The sequence below is a fragment of the Affinundibacterium baiyunense genome (assembly GCF_018139645.1).
GTDB classification, from domain to species: Bacteria; Pseudomonadota; Gammaproteobacteria; order Burkholderiales; family Burkholderiaceae_D; genus Undibacterium; species Undibacterium baiyunense.
The window spans coordinates 256,455-281,569 of record NZ_JAGSPM010000002.1; the positions used below are offsets into that span (position 1 = coordinate 256,455).

Below are 25,115 nucleotides of genomic sequence, written 5' to 3' on the forward strand. Positions count from 1 at the left end.
TGAATAATTTAGTGCTTAGAGGTACTAAGACAGATTTAAATTTAATTTACAATTGCAACTCGTTGAAATATAACGAGTATTTTGAAAATAACTTCGATTCAATTAATTTCTCTAGATAAATATTATGTTTATTTTTGTGGATAAATAGGTGAAAGCAACTAATTTGATCGACCAAGCTGTGTGAACAACACCCGCATTTACTACTCAATTTTAATTTTGAAATAGTCGGCTTGTGGGCTGGGGTAGCTCAAATCCATGGCGGCCAATTTCTCGGCAACAATGCCTGCAATGATTAAATTTCTTTGTGTTTTTGAGTTGGCTGGAATAATGAACCAAGGTGCGTGCTGTTGATGGGTCGCCCGAATCACGCTTTGATAAGCATCTTGGTATGCGCTCCAAGATGCGCGCTCGGTTAAATCTTGTCCGTTAAATTTCCAATGCTTATTCGGATCACTCAAACGTTCTTGCAATCGTTGTTTTTGTTCATCCTTGGAGATATGCAAAAAGAATTTCAAGATGGTGGTACCGGTCTCGCTCAACATGCGCTCGAATGCATTGATGTGCGCATATCGACGCTGTACTTCCGTCTCGTCGATATCGCCATGGACTTTGGTGATTAACACATCTTCATAATGACTACGATTAAAAATCGCTAGCTCACCTGTAGCTGGAACCTGCTGATGAATTCGCCATAAGAAATCATGCGCCCGCTCACTTGCACTCGGTGCTTTGAAACTGATACTACGCACGCCGGCGGGGTTAGTACGGCCAAACACCACGCGCACCGTGCCGTCTTTTCCCGAAGTGTCCATGCCTTGTAGCACGATCAACAGCTTATGCTTTTGTTGTGCATAGAGGATGTTTTGAAACTCTCCAATTTGTTCACTTAACTCTAGCGTCTTAACCTTCATCAACTCTTTATTACTATTCACAGCCAAAGGTCGCAAGCTAGCGTCTTTATCTAAAATTTGGCTATTCTTGGTAGCGATAAATTGTGTTGAAATACTCATGAGCGACACCTAGATTAAGTTAATTGGTGATGTTATGTAGGCGTTTGTGTTCAATCTTCGTGCAACGATTCATTACAACTGCCAAACCCGCTGAACGCGCTTGCGCGGCCGCATCTTGATTCGTAATTTCTAGCTGCATCCAAACTGCTTTTGCACCAACTGTAATGGCTTCACTAACGATGGGTGGAATATCATCCGCTTTGCGGAAACAATCAACAATATCAATTTCCATCCCGCTCTGCTGTTTCGCTTCACTCAGACTCGCATAGCAAGGCTCGCCTAAAATTGTCTGCTCCTGCAACAAGGGATTAATCGCAAGTATTTGATAACCGTGCGCTTTTAGGTACTGTGCAACTTTAAAGCTATCGCGCTCTGGTTTATTCGACACGCCAATGATCGCAATTGTTTTTGCGTGGTTCAACAACTGATCAATCTGCGTGTTCGTTTGTGCATCGATTTGTGCTTCCATTTGGGTGTCGCTCATAGTTGGTAGTCCAATCAATTAGAAGACGGAAAAAGAAAAAGGCAGCCTTAGCTGCCTCTTCTATATTAAAACCACTTTACTGCTTCTGCAAAGAAAAACCTTTACAGAATTAACGCTTAGAACGTAATTTCTGAATCGCTGCCAATTGCGCGATCGCAGATGCTAACTCGGCTTGCGCTTGCGCGTAATCGATGCCTGCATCGCGATTAACCAAAGCTTCTTCTGCCAATTTCTTAGCTTCAGCTGCTTTCGCTTCATCAAGATCATGTCCACGAATCGCTGTATCTGCCAACACTGTAACCGCATCAGGCTGAACTTCCAGGATACCACCTGCAACGAATACAAATTCGTCTTCGGCTTGACCTGCAATCTTAATGCGTACCGCGCCTGGCTTAATACGTGTGATCAATGGTGTGTGCTTTGGATAAATACCCAATTCACCTGATTCACCCGGCAACGCGACGAATTCAGCTTCGCCAGAAAAGATGCTCTCTTCTGCAGAAACTACGTCAACGTGAATAGTATGTGCCATGTGCTAACCTTTTCTTTCGTCTAAGTACGCTTACGCGCACCACGAAAAGTCTGCCTTTTGCGTCGATTGCTTCGAGTCGCCCTACTTTGGCATGACGACTCAAGCAAACGAGTTCGCAATATTAAGCAGCCATTTTCTTCGCTTTTTCGATCGCTTCGTCGATTGTACCTACCATGTAGAACGCTTGTTCTGGCAAGTGATCGAGTTCACCGGATGCAATCATCTTGAAGCCTTTGATTGTATCTTTCAGTGAAACGTATTTACCTGGAGAACCAGTAAATACCTCAGCAACGTGGAAAGGCTGAGACAAGAAACGTTGCATCTTACGTGCACGAGCAACGATCAACTTATCTTCAGGAGCCAATTCGTCCATACCCAAAATCGCGATAATGTCACGCAATTCTTTGTAGCGTTGCAACGTACCTTGAACAGCGCGTGCTGTTTCATAGTGTTCTTGACCAACCACTTGTGGGTCCAACTGACGAGATGTGGAATCCAATGGATCAACCGCTGGGTAAATACCCAAAGATGCGATGTCACGAGACAAAACAACGGTGGAATCCAAGTGAGCAAACGTTGTCGCTGGGGATGGATCTGTCAAGTCATCCGCTGGAACGTAAACCGCTTGAATAGAAGTAATAGAACCAGTCTTAGTGGAAGTAATACGCTCTTGCAAACGGCCCATTTCTTCAGCCAATGTAGGTTGGTAACCCACCGCGGAAGGCATACGGCCCAACAACGCAGAAACTTCAGTACCAGCCAATGTATAACGGTAGATGTTATCAACGAAGAACAAAACGTCTTTACCTTCGTCACGGAAACCTTCCGCAATTGTCAAACCAGTCAAAGCAACGCGCAAACGGTTACCTGGTGGTTCATTCATCTGACCGTAAACCATCGCTACTTTAGATTGCTCTGGATTGTCCAGATCAACCACTTTCGCGTCAGCCATTTCGTGGTAGAAGTCATTACCTTCACGAGTACGTTCACCAACACCAGCAAACACGGACAAACCGCTGTGTGCTTTCGCGATGTTGTTGATCAATTCCATCATGTTAACGGTCTTACCAACACCCGCACCACCGAACAAACCAACTTTACCACCCTTCGCAAATGGGCAAACCAAGTCAATAACTTTGATACCGGTTTCCAACAATTCTTGCGATGGAGAGAGTTCGTCGTATGCAGGCGCTTTACGGTGAATCGATGCTGTTTGCTCGTGGCTTACAGGACCGCATTCATCGATAGGGTTACCCAATACGTCCATAATACGGCCCAGCGTTGCTTTGCCGGTTGGAACCATGATTGGTGCACCAGTGTTTGTGATTGTCATGCCGCGACGCAGACCATCAGAAGAACCCAAAGCAATCGTACGGACGATACCGTCACCCAATTGCTGTTGGACTTCCAATGTCAGCTCGGAGCCTTCCATTTTCAAGGCATCGTAAACCTTAGGCATCGCGTCGCGTGGAAATTCAACGTCCACAACAGCGCCGATACACTGAACGATTTTGCCATTAGCCATGTTCGTTCCTTCAATAATATTAAAATTCGTTTAAACCGCTGCCGCGCCGGCGACGATTTCGGAGAGCTCTTTTGTAATCGCAGCTTGACGGGTTTTGTTGTAAACCAGTTTCAACTCACCAATCACATTACCTGCGTTATCGCTAGCTGACTTCATCGCCACCATACGTGCCGATTGTTCAGACGCCATATTTTCTGCAACTGCTTGATAAATCAGTGCTTCAACATAACGTACCAACAATTCATCGATCACCGCAGCTGCATCTGGTTCGTAAATATAGTCCCAAGAATGTTGGGCTTTATTTGTTTCCAGCTTGTCCGATGTCAGAGGCAATAATTGCTCAACCACCGGTTCTTGCTTCATGGTGTTAATGAATTTGGTGTAGCTCAAATAAACCGCATCGAGCTTGCCTTCCTGATACGCATCCAGCAACAACTTGACTGGACCAATCAATTTATCGAGGTGGGGTGTATCACCCAACTGTGTCGCATGCGACACAACTTTTGCACCTACACGATTCAGGAAACCGAGACCTTTATTACCAATCGCGACCGCTTCAATTTTTGAACCCTTACCTTCGAGTTCACGCATCTTGTTGGTGACCAAACGCAAAACGTTGGTATTCAAGCCACCGCACAAACCCTTATCGGTTGTCACAACGATCAAGCCAATTTTCTTAGCTTGATCTTGTTGAACCATGAAAGGATGCGTGTACTCTGGGTTGGCCTGTGACAAGTTCGCTGTGATCGTACGAATTTTTTCACTGTACGGACGAGCCGCACGCATTCTGTCCTGCGCTTTACGCATTTTAGAAGCAGCGACCATTTCCATCGCCTTCGTGATCTTTTTCGTATTCTCTACGCTTTTGATCTTGCCACGTATCTCTTTACCTACAGCCATGAGTATTGACTCCTTCTAGCTACGGTAAATTAAAATGCGCCGGATTTTTTGAAATCAGCGATTGCAGCAGCCATGGCAGCTTCGCCATCTTTGTCCAATTGCTTAGTCTCTTCAATCTTTTGCAACAAAGCTGCGTGACTTGTTTTCATGAAGTTGTGTACGCCAGCTTCGAAAGCCAATACTTTCTTCACAGGTACATCATCCAAGAAACCTTTGTTCACTGCGAACAAAGTCACTGCCATCAAAGAAATTGACAATGGCGCGTACTGAGCTTGTTTCAACAATTCAGTTACACGTGCACCACGATCCAATTGCTTACGGGTTGCTTCGTCCAAGTCAGACGCAAACTGCGCAAACGCAGCCAATTCACGATACTGCGCCAAGTCAGTACGAATACCACCGGACAAGTTTTTAATAACTTTGGTTTGAGCAGCACCACCAACGCGAGACACGGAAATACCCGCGTTAATCGCTGGACGAATACCTGCGTTAAACAAAGAAGTTTCCAAGAAGATCTGACCGTCAGTAATCGAAATGACGTTAGTTGGAACGAAAGCAGAAACGTCACCAGCTTGTGTTTCAATGATAGGCAATGCTGTCAATGAACCTGTCTTACCTTTAACTTCACCGTTAGTGAATGCTTCAACGTAGTCAGGGTTAACACGCGCGGCGCGCTCTAACAAACGTGAGTGCAGGTAGAACACGTCACCTGGGTAAGCTTCACGGCCTGGTGGACGGCGCAACAACAAGGAAACTTGACGGTAAGCCACAGCTTGCTTAGACAAATCATCATAAACGATCAATGCGTCTTCACCGCGATCACGGAAGTATTCACCCATTGCGCAACCAGAGTACGCAGAAACGTATTGCATCGCTGCAGATTCAGCTGCAGTTGCCGCAACAACGATGGTGTATTCCATCGCGCCGTGTGCTTCTAAAGCGCGCACAACGTTTTTAACGGAAGATGCTTTTTGACCAATCGCTACGTAGATACAAGTAACGCCTTGACCTTTTTGGTTGATGATGGAGTCAATCGCTACCGCTGTTTTACCAGTTTGACGATCGCCAATGATCAATTCACGTTGACCACGACCAACTGGAACCATGGAGTCGATAGACTTCAAACCAGTTTGCAATGGTTGTGAAACGGATTGACGTGCAATAACGCCTGGAGCAATCTTTTCGATTGGCGCAGATAATTTTGCATTGATTGGGCCTTTGCCGTCGATTGGTTGACCCAATGCGTTAACTACACGGCCGCGCAATTCTGGACCGATAGGAACTTCCAAAATACGACCAGTACATTTCACTGTGTCGCCTTCAGAGATGTGCTCGTAGTCACCGAGAATAACGGCACCAACGGAATCACGTTCCAAGTTCAAAGCCAAACCAAATGTATTGCCTGGGAATTCCAACATCTCACCTTGCATCGCATCGGACAAACCGTGGATGCGGCAGATGCCGTCGGTAACGGAAATAACCGTACCTTGATTACGAATCTCAGCACCGTCGCCAAGGCCTTGAATACGGCTCTTGATCAACTCGCTGATTTCTGATGGGTTGAGTTGCATACAAACTCCTAAAATTGTTTCAGTACTTGAACAGCATTAAGCTGTCAAAGCGTTGTGCATCTGTTGCAGCTTGGCACGAACCGAAGTATCTAACACTTGATCACCAACCACGATACGCACACCACCGATCAAGGAAGAGTCTACCTTCACGGTTGGGTGCAGTTTGCGACCAAATTTCTTTTCCAGTGTTGCCGCCAATTCGCTAACCTGCGCATCTGTCATTTCAAACGCACTTGTGATTTCAGCATCTGCGGAGCCGGCATCGGCATTTTGCAAAGCATGAAATTGCACAGCGATTTCTGGCAAAGCGGTTAAACGGTCATATTCAGTCAATGTAAGCACGAAGTTTTTCGCTTCAGCAGTTACAGGAGACTTCAACACGGACAAGAAAGCCTCCGCAGTTTGCGCTGCGGAGACTTTGGGGTTGTGTGCAAGAGCCACTACATCGGGATGCGCTGCGGCTTGCGCCATCTCAGCAACCAGTTCCGACCAAGCGGACAAGTTACCGGACTTAGCAACGCGATACAACGCTTCTGCGTAAGGACGAGCGATCGTTGCGAGTTCTGCCATGATTACAGCTCAGTCTTCAATTGGTTCAACAAATCTGCATGAGCAGAAGCGTTAACCTCACGTTTCAAAATTTGCTCTGCACCTTTTACTGCCAAAGCAGCAACTTGGTCGCGCAATTCTTCACGTGCTTTTGTGACTTGATTAGCAGCTTCTGCTTGAGCGGCAGCGATGATACGCGCAGCTTCTGCACTAGCAGCATTCTTAGCTTCTTCAACGATCAATTGACCACGCTTCTCAGCGTTTGCAACATGTTTCAAGCCTTCTTCACGAGCATTTGCCAATTCAAGCTGAATTTTTTTCTCAGCTTCTTTCATGGCAGCTTGCCCTTGATCCGCAGCAGCTAGGCCGTCTGCGATTTTTTTCATACGTGCATCGATGGCACCAATCAATGGTGGCCAAACGAATTTCATGGTAAACAAAGCTAGGATGAAAAACACCCCAGCTTGATACCACATAGTTTGATTCAGATTCATCGTCGTTTCCTTGTGTGAATTATCGTTCCGCTAGCGCCGATCTGCTGACCAACGCTGCGGTAGAAAAAGGAAATTAAATTAACCTTGGAATGGATTAGCAGTTGCGAAGAACATCGCGATACCAACACCGATAATGAACGCAGCGTCGATCAAACCAGCCAACAACAACATTTTGCCTTGCAACTTGTCCATCAATTCTGGTTGACGAGCAGACGCTTCCAAATATTTACCACCCATCATAGCGATACCGATACAAGCACCCAAAGCGCCCAAACCAATGATCAAACCACAAGCCAAAGCTACAAATGCGACGTTAGTCATGAGAAAACTCCCTAAAAGTTAAAAAATTAAAATACCAAAACCAAAAACTAAAACCAAAAAACTAAATTCGATACAAACCAATATTACTGCTCAACTACTGCTCTAAATTAATGCGCCTCGTGAGATTGACCCATGTACACCAAAGTCAACATCATGAAAATAAAGGCTTGCAAGAATACGATCAAAATGTGGAAGATTGCCCAGATCGAACCAGCAATCAATTGTCCGATACCGCCAAAATGGCTGTAAGCACCGAGTAATGCGATCAACAAGAATAACAACTCACCAGCGAACATATTACCGAACAGTCGCATACCGAGTGAGAAGGTCTTTGCCGCATATTCAACCACGTTCAACATAATATTGAATGGCAACATCATTGGACCAAATGGCGCTGTACACAATTCCTTAATGAAGCCGCCTGCACCTTTAATCTTGACTGAGTAGTACATCATCAACATAAACACGCCAACGGAGATACCCAAAGTACCATTCAAATCAGCTGTTGGAACAACACGGTGATAAGTATGAGTGTCAATACCCAATAATGGGAACAACCAAACGGAAAACAAATCGACTGGCAAGAAGTCCATTGCGTTCATTAAAGAAACCCACATGAATACAGTCAAAGCCATTGGTGCGATGAAAGAAACATTACCGTGAACAATGCTTTTAGCTTGATCGTTAACCATCTCAACAATCATTTCAATCGCGCATTGGAAACGGCCTGGAACACCAGAAGTTGCCTTACGGGATGCCATGTACATCAAAATAATTGCTACCAAACCACAGAACACCGACCAAATAATGGTGTCGTAGTTGATATAAGACATATCGACCAACGCTGTTTGCTGTTGGTTGGCATTATTTAAATGCCCAAGATGATGGGATATATATTCTGACGGGGTTGGGGCGTTTTCTGATGCGCTCATAATCAATGCCTAAAGAGTAGTATTAAATAACTTTTCATTACCACGATGAATGCAGCGAGAAACGCCAGCCAATTCAATTCGGGGTAAAACAAAACCACCGCTCCCATGAGAGCAATGGTCAGTGCAATTTTTATAAACTCACCGACAAAAAAATTCATCGGGTTGGCACCGCCGGGTTTTCGTACGCTACTTAATAAGCGTAAAGCAAAAAACGCGTTCGGAAGCGCGCAACAGAGACCGCCGAGCAAAGCGGATAAACCAGCAGAGAGACCAGACACTAATAAGGCCACGAGCGCCACGATGAAAGCTGCTGCAATTTGCAACAGGATAATGCGCGCCATGCCACTCCCCAGTTTTACAACAAATATTCGTTTTTCATCAAAAAACGCTGCTTTTTAATTCTTTTTATTTGCTACGTTTTAGCGTTTTATCGCTAGCTTGATGTTTTGTGTGATCTATTTTGGTGCTGCTCCAACGCAATTTTGGTGCGGGTTTTGCGCATTTTTGGGCAGATTTTCCAAAGCCACGGAATTATACGTGCATGTATAAGCAAGGTCAAACGTTTGATGCAACGCAACAAATTCTGTTTTAAATTTCGTTTGCCCAATACTGTTCGACTATTTTGCAAGTTTGCCGAGGATTATCGGCAAACTTAATACTTTGACTTCAAAATCTCGTGCAGCAAAACTCATTGACCGCGAATCTTTAGTATCACGCCGTCTAAAGAATCAAGATCGGCAAAATCAATGACCATTTGACCACGCCCCTTGCTTCCCATTTTCAAAGTGACTTGTGTTGCTAATAAATCCGACAACTCTTCTTCGAGTTGAGTAATATCACGTGACTTTTCGGCTTTGTCTTTTTGTTTACTTGGTGCAGCAAGTTCAGCCGTCGTTTTAGCGACCAACTTCTCAGTGTCTCGTACCGACATGCGTTTCGCGACGACTTGATTCGCCAATTGAATCTGTGTTGCGGCATCAACCGCCAACAGAGCGCGCGCATGTCCCATATCAATGTCGCCGGCCATCAACATGGTTTGCACTGGTCGCGCTAAATTCAATAAACGCAGTAAATTCGATACGGCACTTCTTGAGCGCCCCACCGCATTTGCTGCTTGCTCGTGCGTAAATGTGAAATCAGAGATCAAACGATGGATACCTTGCGCTTCTTCCAGCGGATTTAGATCTTCGCGTTGAATGTTTTCGATCAACGCCATTGCTGCCGCAGCTTGATCGTCCACATCTTTCACCAGAACCGCAACTTCTGTTAATCCAGCTAATTGGGAAGCACGGAAACGACGCTCACCGGCGATGATTTCATATTTGGTAACGCCATTCGCTTGACTGATAGGACGAACCAAAATGGGTTGCATCAAGCCTTGCGCTTTAATGGAGGCTGCCAATTCTGCTAAAGCCCCCTCATCCATACGCGTACGCGGTTGATATTTACCCGCTTGCATTTGTGTTACTGGCAAGCTGGTAGGAGCACCAACCACCGTTGGTACCGCTTCAGCAAAATCCCCTGCACCATCTAGTAAAGCGTCTAAGCCACGCCCCAAGCCTTTTTGTTTTTTAATTGCCATGTTCATACTTAAAATAAAATTATTTTTTATCGATTGCTTTAATTCTTTCCACCATCTCTGCGCCGAAGGCGATATAGGCTTGCGCTCCTTTGGAAGATGGGTCAAACACGACACCTGGTATTCCATACGATGGTGCTTCTGCCAAGCGCACATTACGTGGAATCACCGTCTTAAAGACCTTGTCACCGAAATGTTGCTCCAATTGATCAGAGACTTGCTGCGACAACGTCATGCGTGGATCAAACATCACGCGCAGTAATCCAACAATTTTTAAATCAGGATTCAAATTCGCAGACACTTTCTTGATCGTATTGGCCAAATCTGACAATCCTTCCAATGCGTAATACTCACACTGCATAGGAATAATGACGCCATTTGCTGCACATAAACCATTCAAAGTCAGCATTGACAATGCCGGCGGACAATCGATCAAAACGAAGTCGTAGTCAGCGCCTACTTCGTCTAAGGCTAAGCGTAAACGCTTATCTCGATTTTCCAACTCGACCATCTCGACTTCAGCACCAGCAAGCTCGCGGTTAGCAGGAAGAATATCAAATTTGCCAGATTCTGATCTTACCACTGCCGATTTTACATCGGCCATACCAAGCAAAACTTGATAAACAGACAACTCTATCTTTGCTTTATTGACACCCGCCCCCATCGTGGCATTACCTTGAGGATCAAGATCAATCAGCAGAACGCGTTGATCCAGCTTCGCCAAACCAGCTGCCAGATTGACCGTTGTAGTAGTTTTTCCTACACCACCTTTTTGATTGGCAACGCAAAAAATTTTAGCCATAGATACTTTTTAGAATAGTTGCGGTTAAAAGAAAATCCCAGAACTGCTGTTTCACGTGTAACTTAATTTGCTGACTTATACTTGCTGACTTATTTGGCTGAGCCTAATTTCTTCACATGTACCAAATGTCTTTCTACATCCAAACCCGGTACTCGCAAAGGTTCAATACTCTCGACTTCCCATCCGTCTGGTAGTCGTTCAATTTCATGTGTTGGCGAAACGCCCTTCATGGCAAGAAAACGTCCGTTCTCTGCCAACAAATGATGCGACCAATTAATGAAGTTATTGAGTTCAGAAAAGGCACGAGAAGTAATCACGTCAAATTGATGCTCGACTTTCAGCAGCTCAACTCGGCCCGTATACACGGTGACATTTTTGAGTTTCAACTCCGCTTTTACTTGGGTTAAGAAAGCAGTCTTCTTGTTGACGATATCAATCATCGTGACCGAAGCAGTTGGAAAAACTATCGCTAAAACGATGCCAGGTAAACCACCACCCGAACCGACATCTAGAATATTCTTGGCTTGAGTAAATGCATGGACCGCCGACAAGGAGTCCAATAAATGCTGCTTCACCATATCGTGAGGATCACGGATCGAGGTCAAGTTATAAACCGAATTCCACTTAATCAACAACGCTAAGTAAGACAGCATCTTTTCCACCTGCTCTTCGGTCAATGGCAAACCTAAGGAGGTAATACCTTCTCTTAACTCTTTTCCCAGAGCTTCTTTATCGAAACGACTCATAAACTATTCACCCACCACTTTGTCATTCAGTTCTTCATTGGCAGGTGCTGCATTGGCAAAACCTTTAAAACCACGTTTTTTCAGATGCACCAGCAACAAAGACAAAGCGGCTGGTGTCACACCAGAAATGCGACCACACTGCCCTAAGGTTTCTGGTCGCTGCGCATTGAGCTTTTGCTTCACTTCAATCGACAAACCATTCACTTCTAAATAATCAAAGTCGGTTGGCATTTTCAAATTTTCGTAGTGCGCTTGACGCTCTACTTCTTTCGCTTGTCGTCCGATATAGCCCGAATATTTGATTTGAATTTCTATCTGTTCTTTGACAGCTGGATCGGTGACGGCTTCACCTCCTAAAGATTGCCCTTCTTTACCTTTAAGTGTCATCAAATGATCATAGGTAACTTGCGGACGACGCAATAAATCGGCCAATGAATACTCGCGCTCCAAAGCTTTCCCGACCACGCGTTCTGCTTCGATATCTTCGACGATCCGAGGATTGACCCAAGTGGATTTCAATCTTTCCATTTCACGTGAAACGGCTTCACGCTTCTCTTCGAACATTTTCCATTGTTTATCACTGACACATCCCAATTGGCGACCAATTTCGGTCAAGCGCATATCAGCGTTATCTTCACGCAGACTGAGGCGGAATTCTGCGCGACTTGTGAACATACGGTAAGGTTCTTGCACGCCTTTGGTCACAAGATCATCAACCAACACACCGAGATAAGCTTCGTCACGACGTGGAACCCAAGCTTCTTTGCCCTGCGTTTGCAAGGCAGCATTTAAGCCCGCCAACATACCTTGCGCTGCCGCTTCTTCGTAGCCAGTGGTGCCGTTGATCTGACCTGCAAAGAATAGACCTTGGATCGCACGTGTTTCTAGCGAAGTTTTCAGACCACGTGGATCAAAGTAATCGTACTCAATCGCATAACCAGGACGCAAAATATAAGCATTCTCCATCCCCTGCATAGAGCGTACAAGATCGAGCTGCACGTCAAATGGCAAACTTGTCGATATGCCGTTTGGATAGAATTCGTTGGTAGTTAATCCTTCTGGTTCAAGGAAAATCTGATGAGAATCTTTGCCCGAAAAACGGTGAATTTTGTCTTCTATCGATGGGCAGTAACGAGGGCCAACACCTTCAATTACCCCAGTGTACATCGGGCTACGATCTAAACCGGCTCGAATAATGTCATGGGTTTTTGTATTTGTATGCGTAATCCAGCATGGCATTTGTCGTGGATGCATCGCAACATTGCCCATCACCGAGAACACGGGAATTGGATCAAGATCACCTGGCTGTGCTTCCATCTTCGAGAAATCAATACTACGACCATCAATTCTTGGTGGCGTACCCGTTTTCAATCGCCCTTGCGGCAAAGCCAATTCCTTGAGTCGACTCGATAATGAGATAGCAGGAGGATCACCTGCACGACCAGCAGAGTAACTATTTAGACCGACATGAATCTTCCCATCCAAGAAAGTACCCGCTGTTAACACGACCGCACGCGCCTTAAACTTCAAGCCAACTTGCGTAACTGCGCCAACCACACGATCACCCTCCACCATGAGGTCATCAACCGCTTGTTGGAAAATCCATAGATTTTCTTGGTTTTCCAGACGACTACGGATCGCTTGCTTATATAGAATTCGGTCAGCTTGCGCACGTGTTGCGCGCACCGCTGGCCCTTTAGACGAGTTCAAGATACGGAACTGGATACCTGCTTCGTCGGTTGCAATCGCCATCGCACCGCCCATGGCATCAACTTCCTTAACCAAATGTCCTTTACCAATTCCACCGATCGATGGATTGCAAGACATTTGACCTAAAGTCTCTATATTGTGGGTCAACAATAGGGTTTTTTGCCCCATACGCGCGGAAGCCAACGCAGCTTCTGTACCGGCATGACCGCCGCCGACGACGATGACATCGAATTCATTTGGATAAAACATGTGGATAGCTCAAGGAGGAGTTGCTTGGTGAAGATATCGCAAAATAGTTGCGAGGCACGATTATAGTAGTTTTTGCCCTTCAAACACCGGATTCTCTCGACAAAAAATCAAAAAAACCGACAAATGGTTTCACGTGAAACAAATTCAAGCGCCAGCAAATAATGCGAACACCAACAAAATCACGCCCAAAATCGTTAAGCCTGCGTAGATACGCATTGGCCACTTACTCACAGGAACCACCTTCGTACGCTTTGAGCGCCTACGCTTCTTTGGCTTTGGCGGTTCAGGAAATACCTGAACTAACTTGCTCTTGCGCTTTTCCTTTTTAATCCTTAGCTTGGTATCCAGCTCCAACGACAAGGGAATATCAACGTCATCCATACTCGCTTGCTTATATGGATGTTTTTGAACTGATCGCACAAAATTATTGCGCGTGTCGACCATCAAACCAGACCCACTATGCAAAGGATCTAATGAAGAAGAATAAAACTCATCCAATCCAAGCTTACCAACCATATTCGACTTCTCAGCACTCACTGACTCGACAACTTCCTTTATCAGTCCTCGACCAAGCAGTGCAACTAGAACCGAATCTAAATCTAGCGCATCATCTTGCTCTAAGGCTTTTGCCAATGTGGCGTAAATAATCTCTTGGTCAACCGCAACCAGAACCAACTGCTCCGATCTCGACAAATCGAGATCGCGCTGCCGGATTTCTGCATCTCCCAAACTTGTACGACAAAACACTTTATTTGTGAACTGACTCAAAATATGCTCCGAGAACTCTTAATCATATGTTTCACGTGAAACAATCTTACCTCAAAAAAGCATCGTACGATGTTTTCATCACCAAACAACTTACCACAAACAAAAAGAGGATGCGAACAAATCCACTACCCCGCTGAATTGCCATACGACTTCCCACAACGGAACCCATCACACCACACACCGCCATACCCAATCCTAGCATCCACATTACGTGACCGCTAAACCCAAACCAAAGTAAAGCAGCAGCGTTGCAAGCCACATTCAATACCTTGGCAGAGGCGGACGCGTGTAGAAAATCATAACCAAAAACACGAACAAAAATGAAGATGAAAAAACTACCAGTGCCAGGCCCAAAGAATCCATCGTAAAAACCGATCACACATCCAACCACCAATGCCAAGCAAAGCTCCTGCCGCCCAGAGTACATGAGCTTAGATTGTGTGCCTAAATCCTTTTTCCAAAAGGTATATATTGCTATCGCAACTAGAATGAACGGCAACGTCTTCCGAAGATAAGTTGGAGGTATGTGTGTAACAGTGATCGCACCAAGAAATGAAAAAGCGAAAGCTGCAATACATGCTGGAACAATCACTGCCCAAGGCAAGCGCACAGCCTTCACATAATTTACCGCAGCAACGGATGTTCCCCATACTCCGGCAAATTTACTAGTACCCAACAAACTAGCAGGAGCGGCTCCAGGAAAAACCGAAAATAGAGCTGGCAACTGAATCAAGCCACCACCGCCAACCACCGCATCAATAAATCCAGCAAAAAAAGCTGCGAATCCTAACAGTACGTAGTCAAACACATGACTCCCACATAGCCAAAATTTGGCAAAAAACAGAATTAAGTCCGAACAAATAAGCTCATTCACTATGCAACAAAAACTGCAGTCCACGCTCATGAAAGCGCCGAAAAATCAATCGAATTGCCGCAAATCAACTACAAAAACAACACTCTTTTTTCTGCATTGCAAAACATTGTTGTATCGCTCAAACAGAACAGGATCTTTAATTGACATGACGTAAGCGGAAATGGTCTCATTGCGCCTGCATCTACTAAAGCTAGTGTATGCAATCAAAGACACGCAATAAAGACGTGCTGAAAGAAAGATAAAGCAAGAGGGAAGCAGCAAATCTCACACTTATCAACAAATGGTGCAGTTCCTCAAAAAAATCATCATATCCACAAGGAGTACTAAATGATTGAAAAAATCTTGTCGCGGTCTATGCGACTGATGTTTACAGGTGGTGTTGTCGCGAGTATGGGCGCGATGGCTTTACCAGCAATGGCACAAGACAAAAAAGTTGAAACTGTTGTAGTTACTGGTACACGCATTACGTCCCCTGGTACGACATCAAATAGTCCTATCGGTTCAATCACTGCAGAAGAAATCAAATCTTCACAACCAGTAGCTGTTGAAGAATTCTTCAAAGGCTTACCGGCGGCGGTTCCAGCGATCGGTCCTGGTACCAACAATGGTTCCGGTGGTGCAGCGACGATTGATTTGCGTGGTTTGGGTTCTAACCGTACATTGGTATTGGTGAATGGTCGTCGTATCGTTCCTTACGATCTCGGCGGTACAGTTGATACCAACTCAATTCCTGTTGCTTTATTAAGCCGCGTTGATTTGGTCACGGGTGGTGCATCTGTGGTTTACGGTGCAGATGCGGTTTCCGGTGTTGCTAACTTCAATTTGAAAAAGAATTTCCAAGGTTTCGAAGTTAACTCATCATACGGTTCAACAAGTAAAGGTGATGCACAACGTTACCGCACTGACGTCACCATGGGTGCAAGTCTAGACGAAGGCCGCGGCAACGTAGTATTGAGCTTAGGTCGTACTAAATCTGACCCATTGACACAAGGCACTCGTTCCTATGGTCTAAGCGCATTAAACTCAGTAACGGGCGCTCCTGACGGTTCCGGCACAACGGTGCCAGCAGCGATGTCCACCACCAAAGGTACAGGCGGTACGGACGCTTTGGCTGGTACTTGGCAAATTGATCCAGCAACTGGCAAACTTGTACAACCAGTTAGTTTGTACAACTTTAACCCGCTCAATTACTACGTAACGGGCTTGGATCGCTCACAAGCAACTTCTTTGGCTAACTACAAAATTAATGACAATTTTGAAGTTTATGGCGAGATGTTTTACACAGCGAGTAAAGTAGCTTCTACTTTGGCTGAATCAGGTACCTTCAATAACACGTTCAATGTACCTATCGGTAATCCATTTATTCCAGCTGCTGCACGTGAACAATTGTGCCAACGCCGTGGTATTGCTGCTGCGGATTGCGTAGTTGGCAACTCAACTATCGTTCCATTGACGATCGGTCGTCGTATTACTGAATTGGGTCCACGCTTCAACGATTTCGATAACAAAACATTGCAATACACTTTGGGTTCGAAAGGTGAAATCGCTGGTTCTTGGAGCTATGACGCATACTGGAGCCGTGGTACGGCAGATCAAACCCAAATTCGTAAGAACTGGGGTTCCTTATCCAAAGTTAAGCAAGCTTTGAACTCTGTCGCAGCTGGTAAATGCGTTGACGCGTCAAATGGTTGCGTACCTTTGAACGTATGGGGTGCAGCTGGTTCGATTACGCCAGAACAAGCTAACTTCATCAACCAAAGCGCGATTTTGATGCAAGGTGTTGAACAAGACGTTGCAGCGGTATCGACTACAGGTGACTTAGGTAATATCCGCAGCCCTTGGGCAAAACAACCAATCCAAGTAGCGGTAAGTACCGAACAACGTAAAGTAACTGCCTATACAAAATCTGATGCGGCATCACAATTGCAAGGCGAGGTACTCGGTACTGGTGCACCTACACCAGATCGTACTGGTACTTTCAAATTGAAAGAGTATGCAGTTGAAGCATTGGTTCCATTGCTCAAAGATTTGCCTTTCGCACGTGCTTTGAATTTGGAATTAGGTTATCGTCAAACGAATTTCGAAACAGCGAAAAATTCACAAGACTATGGTAGCTACAAATACGGTGGTGAATGGGCACCAGTGAAATCTATCCGTTTCCGCGGTATGGTTCAATTGGCGACTCGCGCACCAAACGTCAACGAAATGTTTGCACCACAAACAACAGGTTTGAGCAATTTGGCAACAGATCCGTGCCAATTGAATTTGATCAATGCAGCAGAAGCCAACACTGCAGGTACTTTGTCTAATTTGTGCCGTTTAACTGGTGTTCCAGCTAGTGTTATCGGTTCACTCGACAAACCTTCTGCTGGTCAAATTAACCGTCAAACTGGTGGTAATCCTAACCTCGGACCTGAAGAAGCGAAAACCAAAACAATCGGTTTCGTGATTGAGCCTTTGCCAAAATTGGCAATCAGCCTCGATTACTACAAAATCGATATCACTAAGGCGATCTCTTCTCCAACTACCACTGACGTATTGGATGGTTGCTACTCAACCAAGTTCAACCCAAGCTTGACTTTAAATGCATCTTGCGCATTGGTTTTGCGTAGCACAGCAAACGGTAGCTTTAACGGTACGGACTCTAAGGGTGTTGTGACAACAACGTCTAACCTCGGTACACAAAGTACTGCGGGCTACGACTTGAGCGTTAAGTATCAAATGCCAATGACAGTGCTGGGTTTAGAGGCAAAGCACGGTCGTTTAGATTTCGGCTTTGACTTGAACAAAACAACGTCATTCCATGCTCAACCAACACCAGCGTCGATTGATCGTGACTGCTTAGGCTACTATTCTGTAGCTTGCGGTGACAAGATCGTCTACAAAAACAAGTTCAACCAACGTACAGCATGGACTGTGGGTGAATTTGTGTTTGGTTATAACTGGCGCTATGTTAGCGGTTTGACTGAAGAACCAGGTGGCACGAACTTCTTGCCAGCTTACGCAAAAATTGATGCATATAGCTACCTCGATTTGAGCGCAGTTTGGAACTTCAACAAAAATATCCGCTTGAACTTGAGTATTAACAACGCAACTAACAAGTTGCCACCAGTGGTTGGTTCTACGATTGGTTCTACTGGTACTAATAGTGGTAACACCTTCCCACAATACTACGACGCAGTTGGTCGTTATTTCAGTGTAGGTGCGACGATCAAGTTCTAATTGAATTAGTTCTTATTCTTAGTACGTAAGCTTAAAAATGGCGAACTTCGGTTCGCCATTTTTTTTTTCAATGCTGGTTCCTATTCGGCATTGATCGGCATCGCATAGTTTTTTTTCATAGTTCAATACCACTTCTTTGCATTCTGATAAATCTTTGATTAAGCTAAGCCCGCTTGTTTTCAAACCGATTCTCAACACGCGTTAGAAAGTCAAAGATCCGATGAAATACCTCTCTACTCTCAGTGCCATCAGTGCCACCTTAATTGCAATCAGCTTATCAGCGTGCCATATCACACCAACAAAATCAGAAAAAGCATCTGGCTTTATGATTAGCGAAGCGCAATTTGAACAATTATTTCCCAAGCGCATACCGTTCTACACCTTTGCAGGTTTACAAGAAGCGATTAAAGCCTATCCCAAATTTGGTAACTTCGGCAGCGATGCAGAAAACAAGCGGGAAGTCGCAGCTTTTCTCGCCAATATCATGCATGAATCAATAGAACTACAAGCGATTAACGAGCTTGATAAAAGCGTGCACGATCACTACTGCAACGATAAACAAGGCGTACCCTGCGCTCCAGGTAAACAATACTTTGGACGCGGTCCTATTCAACTAAGTTGGAATTTTAATTACGCACTAGCAGGCAAGGCACTCGGCTTGGATCTACTAAATGATCCGGATATGGTTTCACGCGATCCAGCTGTTGCGTGGAAAACCGCACTTTGGTATTGGATGGAAATCAAAGGCTCAGGCCCACTACCAAGCCATGTTGCGATGAAACAAAAATTAGGTTTTGGTGAAACTGTACGCAGCATCAATGGCGCGCTCGAATGCTCGAAACCTGTCGATAATATCGGCTACAAACAGCAGCAAATGCGAATCAAGAACTATCTCAAAATTACCAAAATGCTTGAAGTTGATCCCGATAATTACACAGCTTGTTAATTTTTATGATCCTAAGCCAGAGCAATGCGCTGATATTCGCGGCTCTGGCTTTTTAAATCACTTACGTATCGACTCACTATTTCGCTACAGGCATCGTGAACTCCGCTCCTTTCACAATGCTGTCCGGCCACCGCTGCATTACTGATTTATAGCGCGTATAGAAGCGAATTCCTTCTTCGCCATAGGCGTGCATATCGCCAAACAAAGAACGCTTCCAACCTCCAAATGAGTGCCATGCCATCGGTACCGGAATAGGTACATTAATTCCGACCATACCAACCTGTACTCGACGAGAAAATTCTCGCGCGGTATTGCCATCAGCTGTGAATAAGGACACGCCATTACCAAACTCGTGACGGTTAATTAGATCAAGTGCCGCACTGAAATCAGGGACACGAACTACGCATAACACCGGTCCAAAAATTTCTTCGCGATGAATCTGCATACCCTCATGCACATGATCGAATAGACTGCCTCCAATGAAGAAGCCTTGCTCATGACCTGTCACTTGTAATCCACGACCATCAACTACGAGCTGCGCTCCTTGCGCCACGCCGCTGGCGATCATGCTCTCAATCTTCGCCTTATGTGCTGCACTAATTACCGGGCCCATTTCAACCTGTGCTGTCATTCCATCGCCTACTTTTAAAGCCCGCACTCGAGGCTTTAATTTCGCTACCAAGGCGTCGGCGATTTCACCAACCGCTACTGCAACTGAGATTGCCATACAACGCTCGCCTGCTGAACCGTAGGCGGCTCCCATTAATGCGTCTACCGCTTGATCTAGATTTGCGTCAGGCATCACCACCAAATGATTTTTTGCTCCGCCTAAAGCTTGTACGCGCTTTCCTAAACGACTCGCTTCGCTATGAATGTACTGCGCAATCGGCGTCGATCCCACAAATGAAATCGCAGCAACATCAGGATGTGCCAACAAGGCATCAACTGCGACTTTATCGCCCTGCACTACATTGAAAACACCATCTGGCAAACCTGCTTGTTGCAGCAAATCTGCGATCAGTAAGGAAGCTGAGGGATCACGCTCCGACGGTTTAAGAATAAAACTATTGCCACAAGCAATGGCAAGTGGCGCCATCCACATCGGTACCATAAACGGAAAATTAAATGGTGTGATGCCGACCGTCACACCAAGCGATTGACGGATATTCCAGTGATCAATGCCGCCACCGATATTGTCTGAATACTGTGTTTTTAACAGTTGCGGCAAACCACAAGCAAATTCAACAACTTCAATACCACGGGTCACTTCACCCATCGCATCCGAAAAAATCTTACCGTGCTCACGCGTAATGAGCGCAGCAATTTTCTCTTGATTTTGATCCAGCAATTCTTTGAACTTAAACATCACGCGTGCGCGCCGCAGAGGTGCTGTCTCTGACCATACTGGCCATGCCGCATTCGCCGCCGCTACTGCTTGATCAACTAAAGGTTGATCGGCTAACGCGACCTGTGCGACTTCCGCGCCAGTCGCTGGATTCAACACGGTTTGACTACGCGCATTTGTTGGGTTGACGATGGTGCCATTGATGTAATGTGAAATGATCGACATGATTACCCTTCTGCTATTCTCTAAAGCCAGCGACTAGATTATCATGTTGCAGCTTAGCGATACCAGTTTGCGGCGCAATTTCTGCGTCTTCTTCTACGATTTCACTTGAAGGTTTTCATGGCACGTTCCACCAAAGCGAGTAATGCAGTTCTACGACTACAACAGCGTAGCAACAATGCAGCCTACTCTATGGTTTCCACCGCCAGCGGGCATTTCTATCTGGTACTTGGACATGATCCAGAAACCCAAGAAAAATTATGCGCCCCTTTAGAAATCGATGAATTCGTTCGCTTCGTTAACAGCCTCAATAAAGAAGCACCACGTAAGGCCAGCAAATTAGATATGGCGTTTGAAGCCAAACTAAAACGTTCTTAGATCAAGGCTTATACGCAAGCGGCTAAAGGCCAATACACCATTACAATAATTTACCAAGATCCAAAGGATATCAAGCTTATGAAATCACCACTCTTGATTAGCATCGCTCTCGCAACCACCGTTTGCATTCATCCCGTACATGCACAGGAACAAAAGACAGAACAAAAAGCGGAGCAGAAAGTTGAACAAAAAACGCAGCAAGAAAGTGTAGCAAGTGCGACTGCAACCAGCGCCAGCAATGCCGCTGTTAGTCAAGAAGTTAGTACACCAGTAGCAGTACCTGTTTTGGAAAAAATCGATACGGTTGTTGGCACAGGTATCGAGGCCGTCGTCGGTAAAACAGTCATCGTACATTACTCTGGCTGGCTGCGTGATCCACAAGCGGAAAATCAGCGCGGCAAAGCTTTTGATAGCTCGGTCGGACGCGCACCATTTAGTTTCAATCTTGGTGAAGGTCGTGTGATTCGCGGCTGGGAACAAGGCGTGCCCGGTATGAAGGTTGGTGGCAAACGTACGTTGATGATTCCTTCCACACTCGCTTACGGTTCACGTGGTGCAGGTAAAGGAGTAATTCCACCAGACGCCGATTTGATTTTCGATATCGAATTACTCGATGTCATCAAAATGCCAGAAATCGAAAAAATCGACAGCAAATTAGGCAAAGGTGATGAAGCCAAAAGCGGCAACACCGTCACGGTACACTACACCGGTTGGTTGCGCGACCCTAAAGCCAAAGGGCAAAAAGGCAAAGAATTTGATAGCTCAGTCAAGCGCGAGCCATTTAGTTTTACCATCAACGGTGGTGAAGTTATTCGTGGCTGGGATCTTGGTGTACAAGGTATGAAAGTTGGCGGTAAGCGCACCTTAATTATTCCAGCAGCCCTTGCCTATGGTGCACGCGAGGTCGGTAATGGTTTGATTCCAGCGAATTCAGATTTGATATTCGACGTACGACTTTTAAAAGTCAGCCCAGCGAAAAAATAAGGTGAATACTGAATCAAACAAATTAACTTATTTAACCGCCTATCCTGAGCACTTACAAGCACAGGTTAGGCAGTTAATCGCGAACAATCAGTTAGCACAACATTTACACAAAAAGTATCCGCAAACCCACGCGATTCGCACTGATAAAGCACTGTATCAATACGTCCAAGATATAAAAAACGCCGCACTACGCAACGGCGATCAAATCAGCAAAGTCGTGTACGACAACAAATTGCATGTGATCAAAAACGCGCTTGGCACACACACCTATGTATCGCGTGTACAAGGTAGTAAACTCAAAACCAAAAATGAAATTCGCATCGCTAGTTTATTCAAAACTGTGCCGGAAGAATTTCTCAAAATGATTGCAGTCCATGAACTCGCGCATCTCAAAGAAAAGGCGCATGACAAAGCCTTCTATCAGCTTTGTACTTATATGGAACCGAACTATCATCAATATGAACTTGATTGCCGTCTATATCTAACCCAAATCGATATTTTTGGTGGTGAAGTCTGGAGCAGTTGAACGACCATCAATAGGAGCGCAAACATGGCTTACTTACTCGCACTTGACCAAGGTACTTCCAGTTCGCGCTCTATTCTTTTCGATCATCTTGGCAATCTGGTCGCCTCAGCACAACAAGAATTTACCCAATATTTTCCACTCACTGGATGGGTAGAACATGACGCAATGGAAATCTGGCAGAGCCAACTCGCCACCATCCATCAAGTGCTCAAACAATCCCATATCAAAGCACAAGACATTGCTGCGATCGGCATTACGAATCAACGTGAGACTACCGTTGTTTGGCATCGCAAAACAGGCCTACCAATTTGCCGCGCCATCGTCTGGCAAGATCGACGCACAGCAGCTTGGTGCGAAGAATTAAAGCAACAAGGCTATGGCAAAACCATACAAGAAAAAACGGGCTTGCTGCTTGATCCGTATTTCTCTGCCAGCAAAATCGCATGGATTCTGCGCCACGTGCCAGAAGCGCGCACACTGGCTGATCGCGGTGAACTTGCCTTTGGCACCGTCGATAGTTGGCTAGCTTACCAACTCAGCGGACAGACCCGCCATGTCACAGATGTCACCAATGCTTCACGCACCATGTTATGGAATATTCATACCCAACAATGGGATACCGAATTATTGGATCTATTTGATATCCCCCGACAGCTTTTGCCTGAAGTCCATCCATCCAGTCATGATTTTGGTGTCAGCCATTTGTTTGGCAGTGCAATCCCAATTGCTGGCATCGCAGGTGATCAACAATCTGCGCTGTTTGGGCAAGCATGCTTTCACTCTGGTATGGCAAAAAATACCTATGGCACAGGCTGTTTCAGCTTATTGCAAACCGGTGCGTTTTGCAGTCAATCTCAACATGGTTTAATCAGCACTACCGCTTGCCAAACCAATCAACATCCACAATATGCGTTAGAAGGCAGCGTCTTTATCGGTGGCGCTGTGGTGCAGTGGCTACGAGATCAGTTACAGCTCGCGCCTAGCGCACAGCGTATCGCTGCATTAGCAAGTAGTGTTAGCGACAGCGATGGCGTAATCTTCGTTCCCGCTTTTGCCGGTTTGGGCGCACCTTATTGGGACGCCAATGCACGTGGTGCCATCTTCGGCTTACACCGCGGCAGTACGGCTGCACATATCGCCCGCGCTGCGATCGAAGCGATTGCGTTTCAAACCGCCGAGTTACTACTGGCGATGCAAAAAGATAGTCCCGTTCCAATTGTCGAACTACGGGTTGATGGCGGTGCCGCAAGTAACGATGCGCTCTTACAATTTCAAGCAGATCTGCTTGGCATTCCTGTCATCCGTCCCAAAATAATTGAGACAACAGCGCTCGGTGTAGCGTATCTAGCGGGATTACAAACAGGTATCTACAACTCAGCAGAAGAATGTGCTGCACTATGGAAAGAACAAGCGCGCTTTTTGCCACAAATTAGTCAGATGCAAGCCACAAGTCGACTACAAGCATGGAAGAATGCAGTGAATCGCTTGCTTTGAAGTCTCGCCATCAAGCACAATCAATGGCTTATATCATTTAGAAAAAAAGGATGAGATTGCGATGAAAATCCTCAAACGCATGCTAATTGCTCTCTTGTGCCTGATTGGTTTCATCATTGCCCTTGCCTACCTAATGCCTAATCATTATGGCGTGATCCGCAGCATTGAGATTCAAGCTCGTCCAGAAAAAATCTATCCTTTAATTGCCAGCCCAAAAGAATGGAAAAAATGGTCAGTCTGGAATCAACGCGATCCCAACATGGCGATCGTCTTTTCAGGTCCAGAAAGTGGTGCTGGCGCAGCATGGGATTGGAAAAGTGAAAGCCAAGGCAATGGTGGCATGAAACTGACCACCGTCGCCGCCAACCAAGTCGTCAACTATGAATTACATTTTGAAGGAATGGGAAAACCATCTAACGGTGCATTGACTTTAGAACCTGAAGGGTCTTCCACCAAAGTCACTTGGTCTATGGTCGGCAGTAGCGAAGGCAATTTTATGATGAAATTATTTGCGCCATTTATGGATAAGATGGTCGGGCCAGATTTTGAAGATGGCTTGAAGAATTTGAAAACTGTGGCAGAAAAAAAGTAAATATTGGAATATAAAGTACCTTTACTGCTACATTTATTCAAAATCAATGAATACACTTCTTCGTATTTTTCATCCACTTTTTAGTTGGGCATTTTTTCTAATTTATGGCTTAGAACAAATTGAGGAAAAAATGTACTTGCCAACAATAATTATTATTTTGGGGCTAGCTGGATGGTCCCAGACTTTTTGGAAGACTCAATTTAGTAAAAAAAAACCATATATGACCGGTGACATTATTGCTTTTTGTTTAGGTTTAATCCCAGCAATTGTTTATCCAATTATGACTATTTGGACTCTATAAAATAAACCATTTATAAATAATTAAGGGCGGTAAAGTTTTCACCTTACCGCCCTTTTTAC

General features: G+C 45.3%; 26 protein-coding genes. 8 read left to right on the plus strand and 18 right to left on the minus strand.

Annotation, left to right across the window (positions count from 1 at the left end):
- Positions 1-200 precede the first annotated feature (200 nt).
- From KDM92_RS04340 to KDM92_RS04420, 17 genes are all read right to left on the minus strand, one after another.
- On the minus strand, positions 201-1,010 hold the full coding sequence (locus tag KDM92_RS04340) for a PPK2 family polyphosphate kinase (RefSeq protein ID WP_212683169.1): 810 nt from the start codon (positions 1,008-1,010) through the stop codon (positions 201-203).
- A gap of 19 nt (positions 1,011-1,029) precedes the next feature.
- A complete protein-coding gene (locus KDM92_RS04345; protein ID WP_230408167.1) occupies positions 1,030-1,494 on the minus strand; it encodes a CoA-binding protein in 465 nt (154 codons plus the stop codon).
- Between the two features lie 109 nt (positions 1,495-1,603).
- Complete coding sequence (locus KDM92_RS04350) at positions 1,604-2,026, minus strand: F0F1 ATP synthase subunit epsilon (RefSeq protein WP_212683170.1); 423 nt, start codon at positions 2,024-2,026, stop codon at positions 1,604-1,606.
- 121 nt (positions 2,027-2,147) lie between these two features.
- Positions 2,148-3,551, minus strand: coding sequence for a F0F1 ATP synthase subunit beta (gene atpD, locus KDM92_RS04355; protein ID WP_212683171.1), 1,404 nt, complete (start codon positions 3,549-3,551; stop codon positions 2,148-2,150).
- Between the two features lie 30 nt (positions 3,552-3,581).
- Positions 3,582-4,451, minus strand: coding sequence for a F0F1 ATP synthase subunit gamma (atpG, locus tag KDM92_RS04360; RefSeq protein ID WP_212683172.1), 870 nt, complete (start codon positions 4,449-4,451; stop codon positions 3,582-3,584).
- Positions 4,452-4,480: 29 nt separating this feature from the next.
- Entirely contained in the window at positions 4,481-6,022 is a 1,542-nt protein-coding gene (gene atpA / locus KDM92_RS04365) for a F0F1 ATP synthase subunit alpha (protein WP_189345393.1), read from the minus strand.
- Between the two features lie 36 nt (positions 6,023-6,058).
- Positions 6,059-6,592, minus strand: a complete 534-nt coding sequence (locus KDM92_RS04370) for a F0F1 ATP synthase subunit delta (RefSeq protein ID WP_189345392.1) — start codon at positions 6,590-6,592, stop codon at positions 6,059-6,061.
- 2 nt (positions 6,593-6,594) lie between these two features.
- Complete coding sequence (locus tag KDM92_RS04375) at positions 6,595-7,065, minus strand: F0F1 ATP synthase subunit B (RefSeq protein ID WP_212683173.1); 471 nt, start codon at positions 7,063-7,065, stop codon at positions 6,595-6,597.
- Between the two features lie 78 nt (positions 7,066-7,143).
- On the minus strand, positions 7,144-7,386 hold the full coding sequence (atpE, locus tag KDM92_RS04380; protein ID WP_186891519.1) for a F0F1 ATP synthase subunit C: 243 nt from the start codon (positions 7,384-7,386) through the stop codon (positions 7,144-7,146).
- 107 nt (positions 7,387-7,493) lie between these two features.
- Positions 7,494-8,318 (minus strand): F0F1 ATP synthase subunit A, encoded by an 825-nt coding sequence (gene atpB / locus KDM92_RS04385; RefSeq protein ID WP_189345390.1) that lies wholly within the window; start codon positions 8,316-8,318, stop codon positions 7,494-7,496.
- Positions 8,319-8,320: 2 nt separating this feature from the next.
- Positions 8,321-8,659 (minus strand): ATP synthase subunit I, encoded by a 339-nt coding sequence (locus tag KDM92_RS04390; RefSeq protein ID WP_212683174.1) that lies wholly within the window; start codon positions 8,657-8,659, stop codon positions 8,321-8,323.
- Between the two features lie 347 nt (positions 8,660-9,006).
- Positions 9,007-9,900: a ParB/RepB/Spo0J family partition protein gene (locus KDM92_RS04395; RefSeq protein ID WP_212683175.1), complete on the minus strand. Its 894-nt coding sequence runs from the start codon at positions 9,898-9,900 to the stop codon at positions 9,007-9,009.
- A gap of 19 nt (positions 9,901-9,919) precedes the next feature.
- Positions 9,920-10,699 (minus strand): ParA family protein, encoded by a 780-nt coding sequence (locus KDM92_RS04400; protein WP_189345387.1) that lies wholly within the window; start codon positions 10,697-10,699, stop codon positions 9,920-9,922.
- 89 nt (positions 10,700-10,788) lie between these two features.
- Positions 10,789-11,445: a 16S rRNA (guanine(527)-N(7))-methyltransferase RsmG gene (gene rsmG, locus KDM92_RS04405; RefSeq protein ID WP_212683176.1), complete on the minus strand. Its 657-nt coding sequence runs from the start codon at positions 11,443-11,445 to the stop codon at positions 10,789-10,791.
- A gap of 3 nt (positions 11,446-11,448) precedes the next feature.
- Positions 11,449-13,404 carry a tRNA uridine-5-carboxymethylaminomethyl(34) synthesis enzyme MnmG gene (gene mnmG, locus KDM92_RS04410; RefSeq protein WP_212683177.1) on the minus strand — a complete coding sequence of 652 codons (1,956 nt, stop codon included), beginning with the start codon at positions 13,402-13,404 and terminating at the stop codon, positions 11,449-11,451.
- 144 nt (positions 13,405-13,548) lie between these two features.
- The gene (locus KDM92_RS04415) at positions 13,549-14,172 is read right to left on the minus strand and encodes a hypothetical protein (protein ID WP_212683178.1); all 624 of its coding nucleotides are present in this window, start codon (positions 14,170-14,172) and stop codon (positions 13,549-13,551) included.
- A gap of 46 nt (positions 14,173-14,218) precedes the next feature.
- On the minus strand, positions 14,219-14,980 hold the full coding sequence (locus KDM92_RS04420) for a TSUP family transporter (RefSeq protein ID WP_212683179.1): 762 nt from the start codon (positions 14,978-14,980) through the stop codon (positions 14,219-14,221).
- 393 nt (positions 14,981-15,373) lie between these two features.
- Between KDM92_RS04420 and KDM92_RS04425 the strand changes: the two genes are divergently transcribed.
- Both KDM92_RS04425 and KDM92_RS04430 read left to right on the plus strand, forming a co-directional pair.
- Entirely contained in the window at positions 15,374-18,268 is a 2,895-nt protein-coding gene (locus KDM92_RS04425; RefSeq protein WP_212683180.1) for a TonB-dependent receptor domain-containing protein, read from the plus strand.
- A gap of 220 nt (positions 18,269-18,488) precedes the next feature.
- The gene (locus tag KDM92_RS04430) at positions 18,489-19,214 is read left to right on the plus strand and encodes a chitinase (protein WP_212683181.1); all 726 of its coding nucleotides are present in this window, start codon (positions 18,489-18,491) and stop codon (positions 19,212-19,214) included.
- Between the two features lie 76 nt (positions 19,215-19,290).
- Here the strand turns inward: KDM92_RS04430 and KDM92_RS04435 are convergent, their stop codons facing one another.
- Positions 19,291-20,784, minus strand: a complete 1,494-nt coding sequence (locus tag KDM92_RS04435; protein ID WP_212683182.1) for a CoA-acylating methylmalonate-semialdehyde dehydrogenase — start codon at positions 20,782-20,784, stop codon at positions 19,291-19,293.
- 117 nt (positions 20,785-20,901) lie between these two features.
- Between KDM92_RS04435 and KDM92_RS04440 the strand changes: the two genes are divergently transcribed.
- From KDM92_RS04440 to KDM92_RS04465, 6 genes are all read left to right on the plus strand, one after another.
- The gene (locus tag KDM92_RS04440; protein WP_189345379.1) at positions 20,902-21,159 is read left to right on the plus strand and encodes a hypothetical protein; all 258 of its coding nucleotides are present in this window, start codon (positions 20,902-20,904) and stop codon (positions 21,157-21,159) included.
- A gap of 78 nt (positions 21,160-21,237) precedes the next feature.
- Positions 21,238-22,143, plus strand: coding sequence for an FKBP-type peptidyl-prolyl cis-trans isomerase (locus KDM92_RS18850; protein WP_212683183.1), 906 nt, complete (start codon positions 21,238-21,240; stop codon positions 22,141-22,143).
- A gap of 1 nt (position 22,144) precedes the next feature.
- A complete protein-coding gene (locus tag KDM92_RS04450) occupies positions 22,145-22,669 on the plus strand; it encodes a YgjP-like metallopeptidase domain-containing protein (RefSeq protein WP_212683184.1) in 525 nt (174 codons plus the stop codon).
- Between the two features lie 24 nt (positions 22,670-22,693).
- Complete coding sequence (gene glpK / locus KDM92_RS04455) at positions 22,694-24,163, plus strand: glycerol kinase GlpK (protein ID WP_212683185.1); 1,470 nt, start codon at positions 22,694-22,696, stop codon at positions 24,161-24,163.
- A gap of 61 nt (positions 24,164-24,224) precedes the next feature.
- Positions 24,225-24,755: an SRPBCC family protein gene (locus KDM92_RS04460; RefSeq protein ID WP_212683186.1), complete on the plus strand. Its 531-nt coding sequence runs from the start codon at positions 24,225-24,227 to the stop codon at positions 24,753-24,755.
- A gap of 46 nt (positions 24,756-24,801) precedes the next feature.
- Positions 24,802-25,056 carry a hypothetical protein gene (locus KDM92_RS04465; protein WP_212683187.1) on the plus strand — a complete coding sequence of 85 codons (255 nt, stop codon included), beginning with the start codon at positions 24,802-24,804 and terminating at the stop codon, positions 25,054-25,056.
- Positions 25,057-25,115: the final 59 nt, after the last annotated feature.

What these genes read in the sequence shown, in the direction of transcription:
- atpD (WP_212683171.1), bottom strand. Translation starts at nt 3,551, where the DNA reads ATGGCTAATGGCAAAATCGTTCAGTGTATCGGCGCTGTTGTGGACGTT.
- KDM92_RS04345 (WP_230408167.1), bottom strand. Translation starts at nt 1,494, where the DNA reads ATGAGCGACACCCAAATGGAAGCACAAATCGATGCACAAACGAACACG.
- atpB (WP_189345390.1), bottom strand. Translation starts at nt 8,318, where the DNA reads ATGAGCGCATCAGAAAACGCCCCAACCCCGTCAGAATATATATCCCAT.
- KDM92_RS04440 (WP_189345379.1), top strand. Translation starts at nt 20,902, where the DNA reads ATGGCACGTTCCACCAAAGCGAGTAATGCAGTTCTACGACTACAACAG.
- KDM92_RS04435 (WP_212683182.1), bottom strand. Translation starts at nt 20,784, where the DNA reads ATGTCGATCATTTCACATTACATCAATGGCACCATCGTCAACCCAACA.
- KDM92_RS04465 (WP_212683187.1), top strand. Translation starts at nt 24,802, where the DNA reads ATGAATACACTTCTTCGTATTTTTCATCCACTTTTTAGTTGGGCATTT.
- atpE (WP_186891519.1), bottom strand. Translation starts at nt 7,386, where the DNA reads ATGACTAACGTCGCATTTGTAGCTTTGGCTTGTGGTTTGATCATTGGT.
- KDM92_RS18850 (WP_212683183.1), top strand. Translation starts at nt 21,238, where the DNA reads ATGAAATCACCACTCTTGATTAGCATCGCTCTCGCAACCACCGTTTGC.
- mnmG (WP_212683177.1), bottom strand. Translation starts at nt 13,404, where the DNA reads ATGTTTTATCCAAATGAATTCGATGTCATCGTCGTCGGCGGCGGTCAT.
- KDM92_RS04350 (WP_212683170.1), bottom strand. Translation starts at nt 2,026, where the DNA reads ATGGCACATACTATTCACGTTGACGTAGTTTCTGCAGAAGAGAGCATC.
- glpK (WP_212683185.1), top strand. Translation starts at nt 22,694, where the DNA reads ATGGCTTACTTACTCGCACTTGACCAAGGTACTTCCAGTTCGCGCTCT.
- KDM92_RS04395 (WP_212683175.1), bottom strand. Translation starts at nt 9,900, where the DNA reads ATGGCAATTAAAAAACAAAAAGGCTTGGGGCGTGGCTTAGACGCTTTA.
- KDM92_RS04375 (WP_212683173.1), bottom strand. Translation starts at nt 7,065, where the DNA reads ATGAATCTGAATCAAACTATGTGGTATCAAGCTGGGGTGTTTTTCATC.
- KDM92_RS04425 (WP_212683180.1), top strand. Translation starts at nt 15,374, where the DNA reads ATGATTGAAAAAATCTTGTCGCGGTCTATGCGACTGATGTTTACAGGT.
- rsmG (WP_212683176.1), bottom strand. Translation starts at nt 11,445, where the DNA reads ATGAGTCGTTTCGATAAAGAAGCTCTGGGAAAAGAGTTAAGAGAAGGT.
- KDM92_RS04370 (WP_189345392.1), bottom strand. Translation starts at nt 6,592, where the DNA reads ATGGCAGAACTCGCAACGATCGCTCGTCCTTACGCAGAAGCGTTGTAT.
- KDM92_RS04340 (WP_212683169.1), bottom strand. Translation starts at nt 1,010, where the DNA reads ATGAGTATTTCAACACAATTTATCGCTACCAAGAATAGCCAAATTTTA.
- KDM92_RS04390 (WP_212683174.1), bottom strand. Translation starts at nt 8,659, where the DNA reads ATGGCGCGCATTATCCTGTTGCAAATTGCAGCAGCTTTCATCGTGGCG.
- atpG (WP_212683172.1), bottom strand. Translation starts at nt 4,451, where the DNA reads ATGGCTGTAGGTAAAGAGATACGTGGCAAGATCAAAAGCGTAGAGAAT.
- KDM92_RS04460 (WP_212683186.1), top strand. Translation starts at nt 24,225, where the DNA reads ATGAAAATCCTCAAACGCATGCTAATTGCTCTCTTGTGCCTGATTGGT.
- atpA (WP_189345393.1), bottom strand. Translation starts at nt 6,022, where the DNA reads ATGCAACTCAACCCATCAGAAATCAGCGAGTTGATCAAGAGCCGTATT.
- KDM92_RS04430 (WP_212683181.1), top strand. Translation starts at nt 18,489, where the DNA reads ATGAAATACCTCTCTACTCTCAGTGCCATCAGTGCCACCTTAATTGCA.
- KDM92_RS04400 (WP_189345387.1), bottom strand. Translation starts at nt 10,699, where the DNA reads ATGGCTAAAATTTTTTGCGTTGCCAATCAAAAAGGTGGTGTAGGAAAA.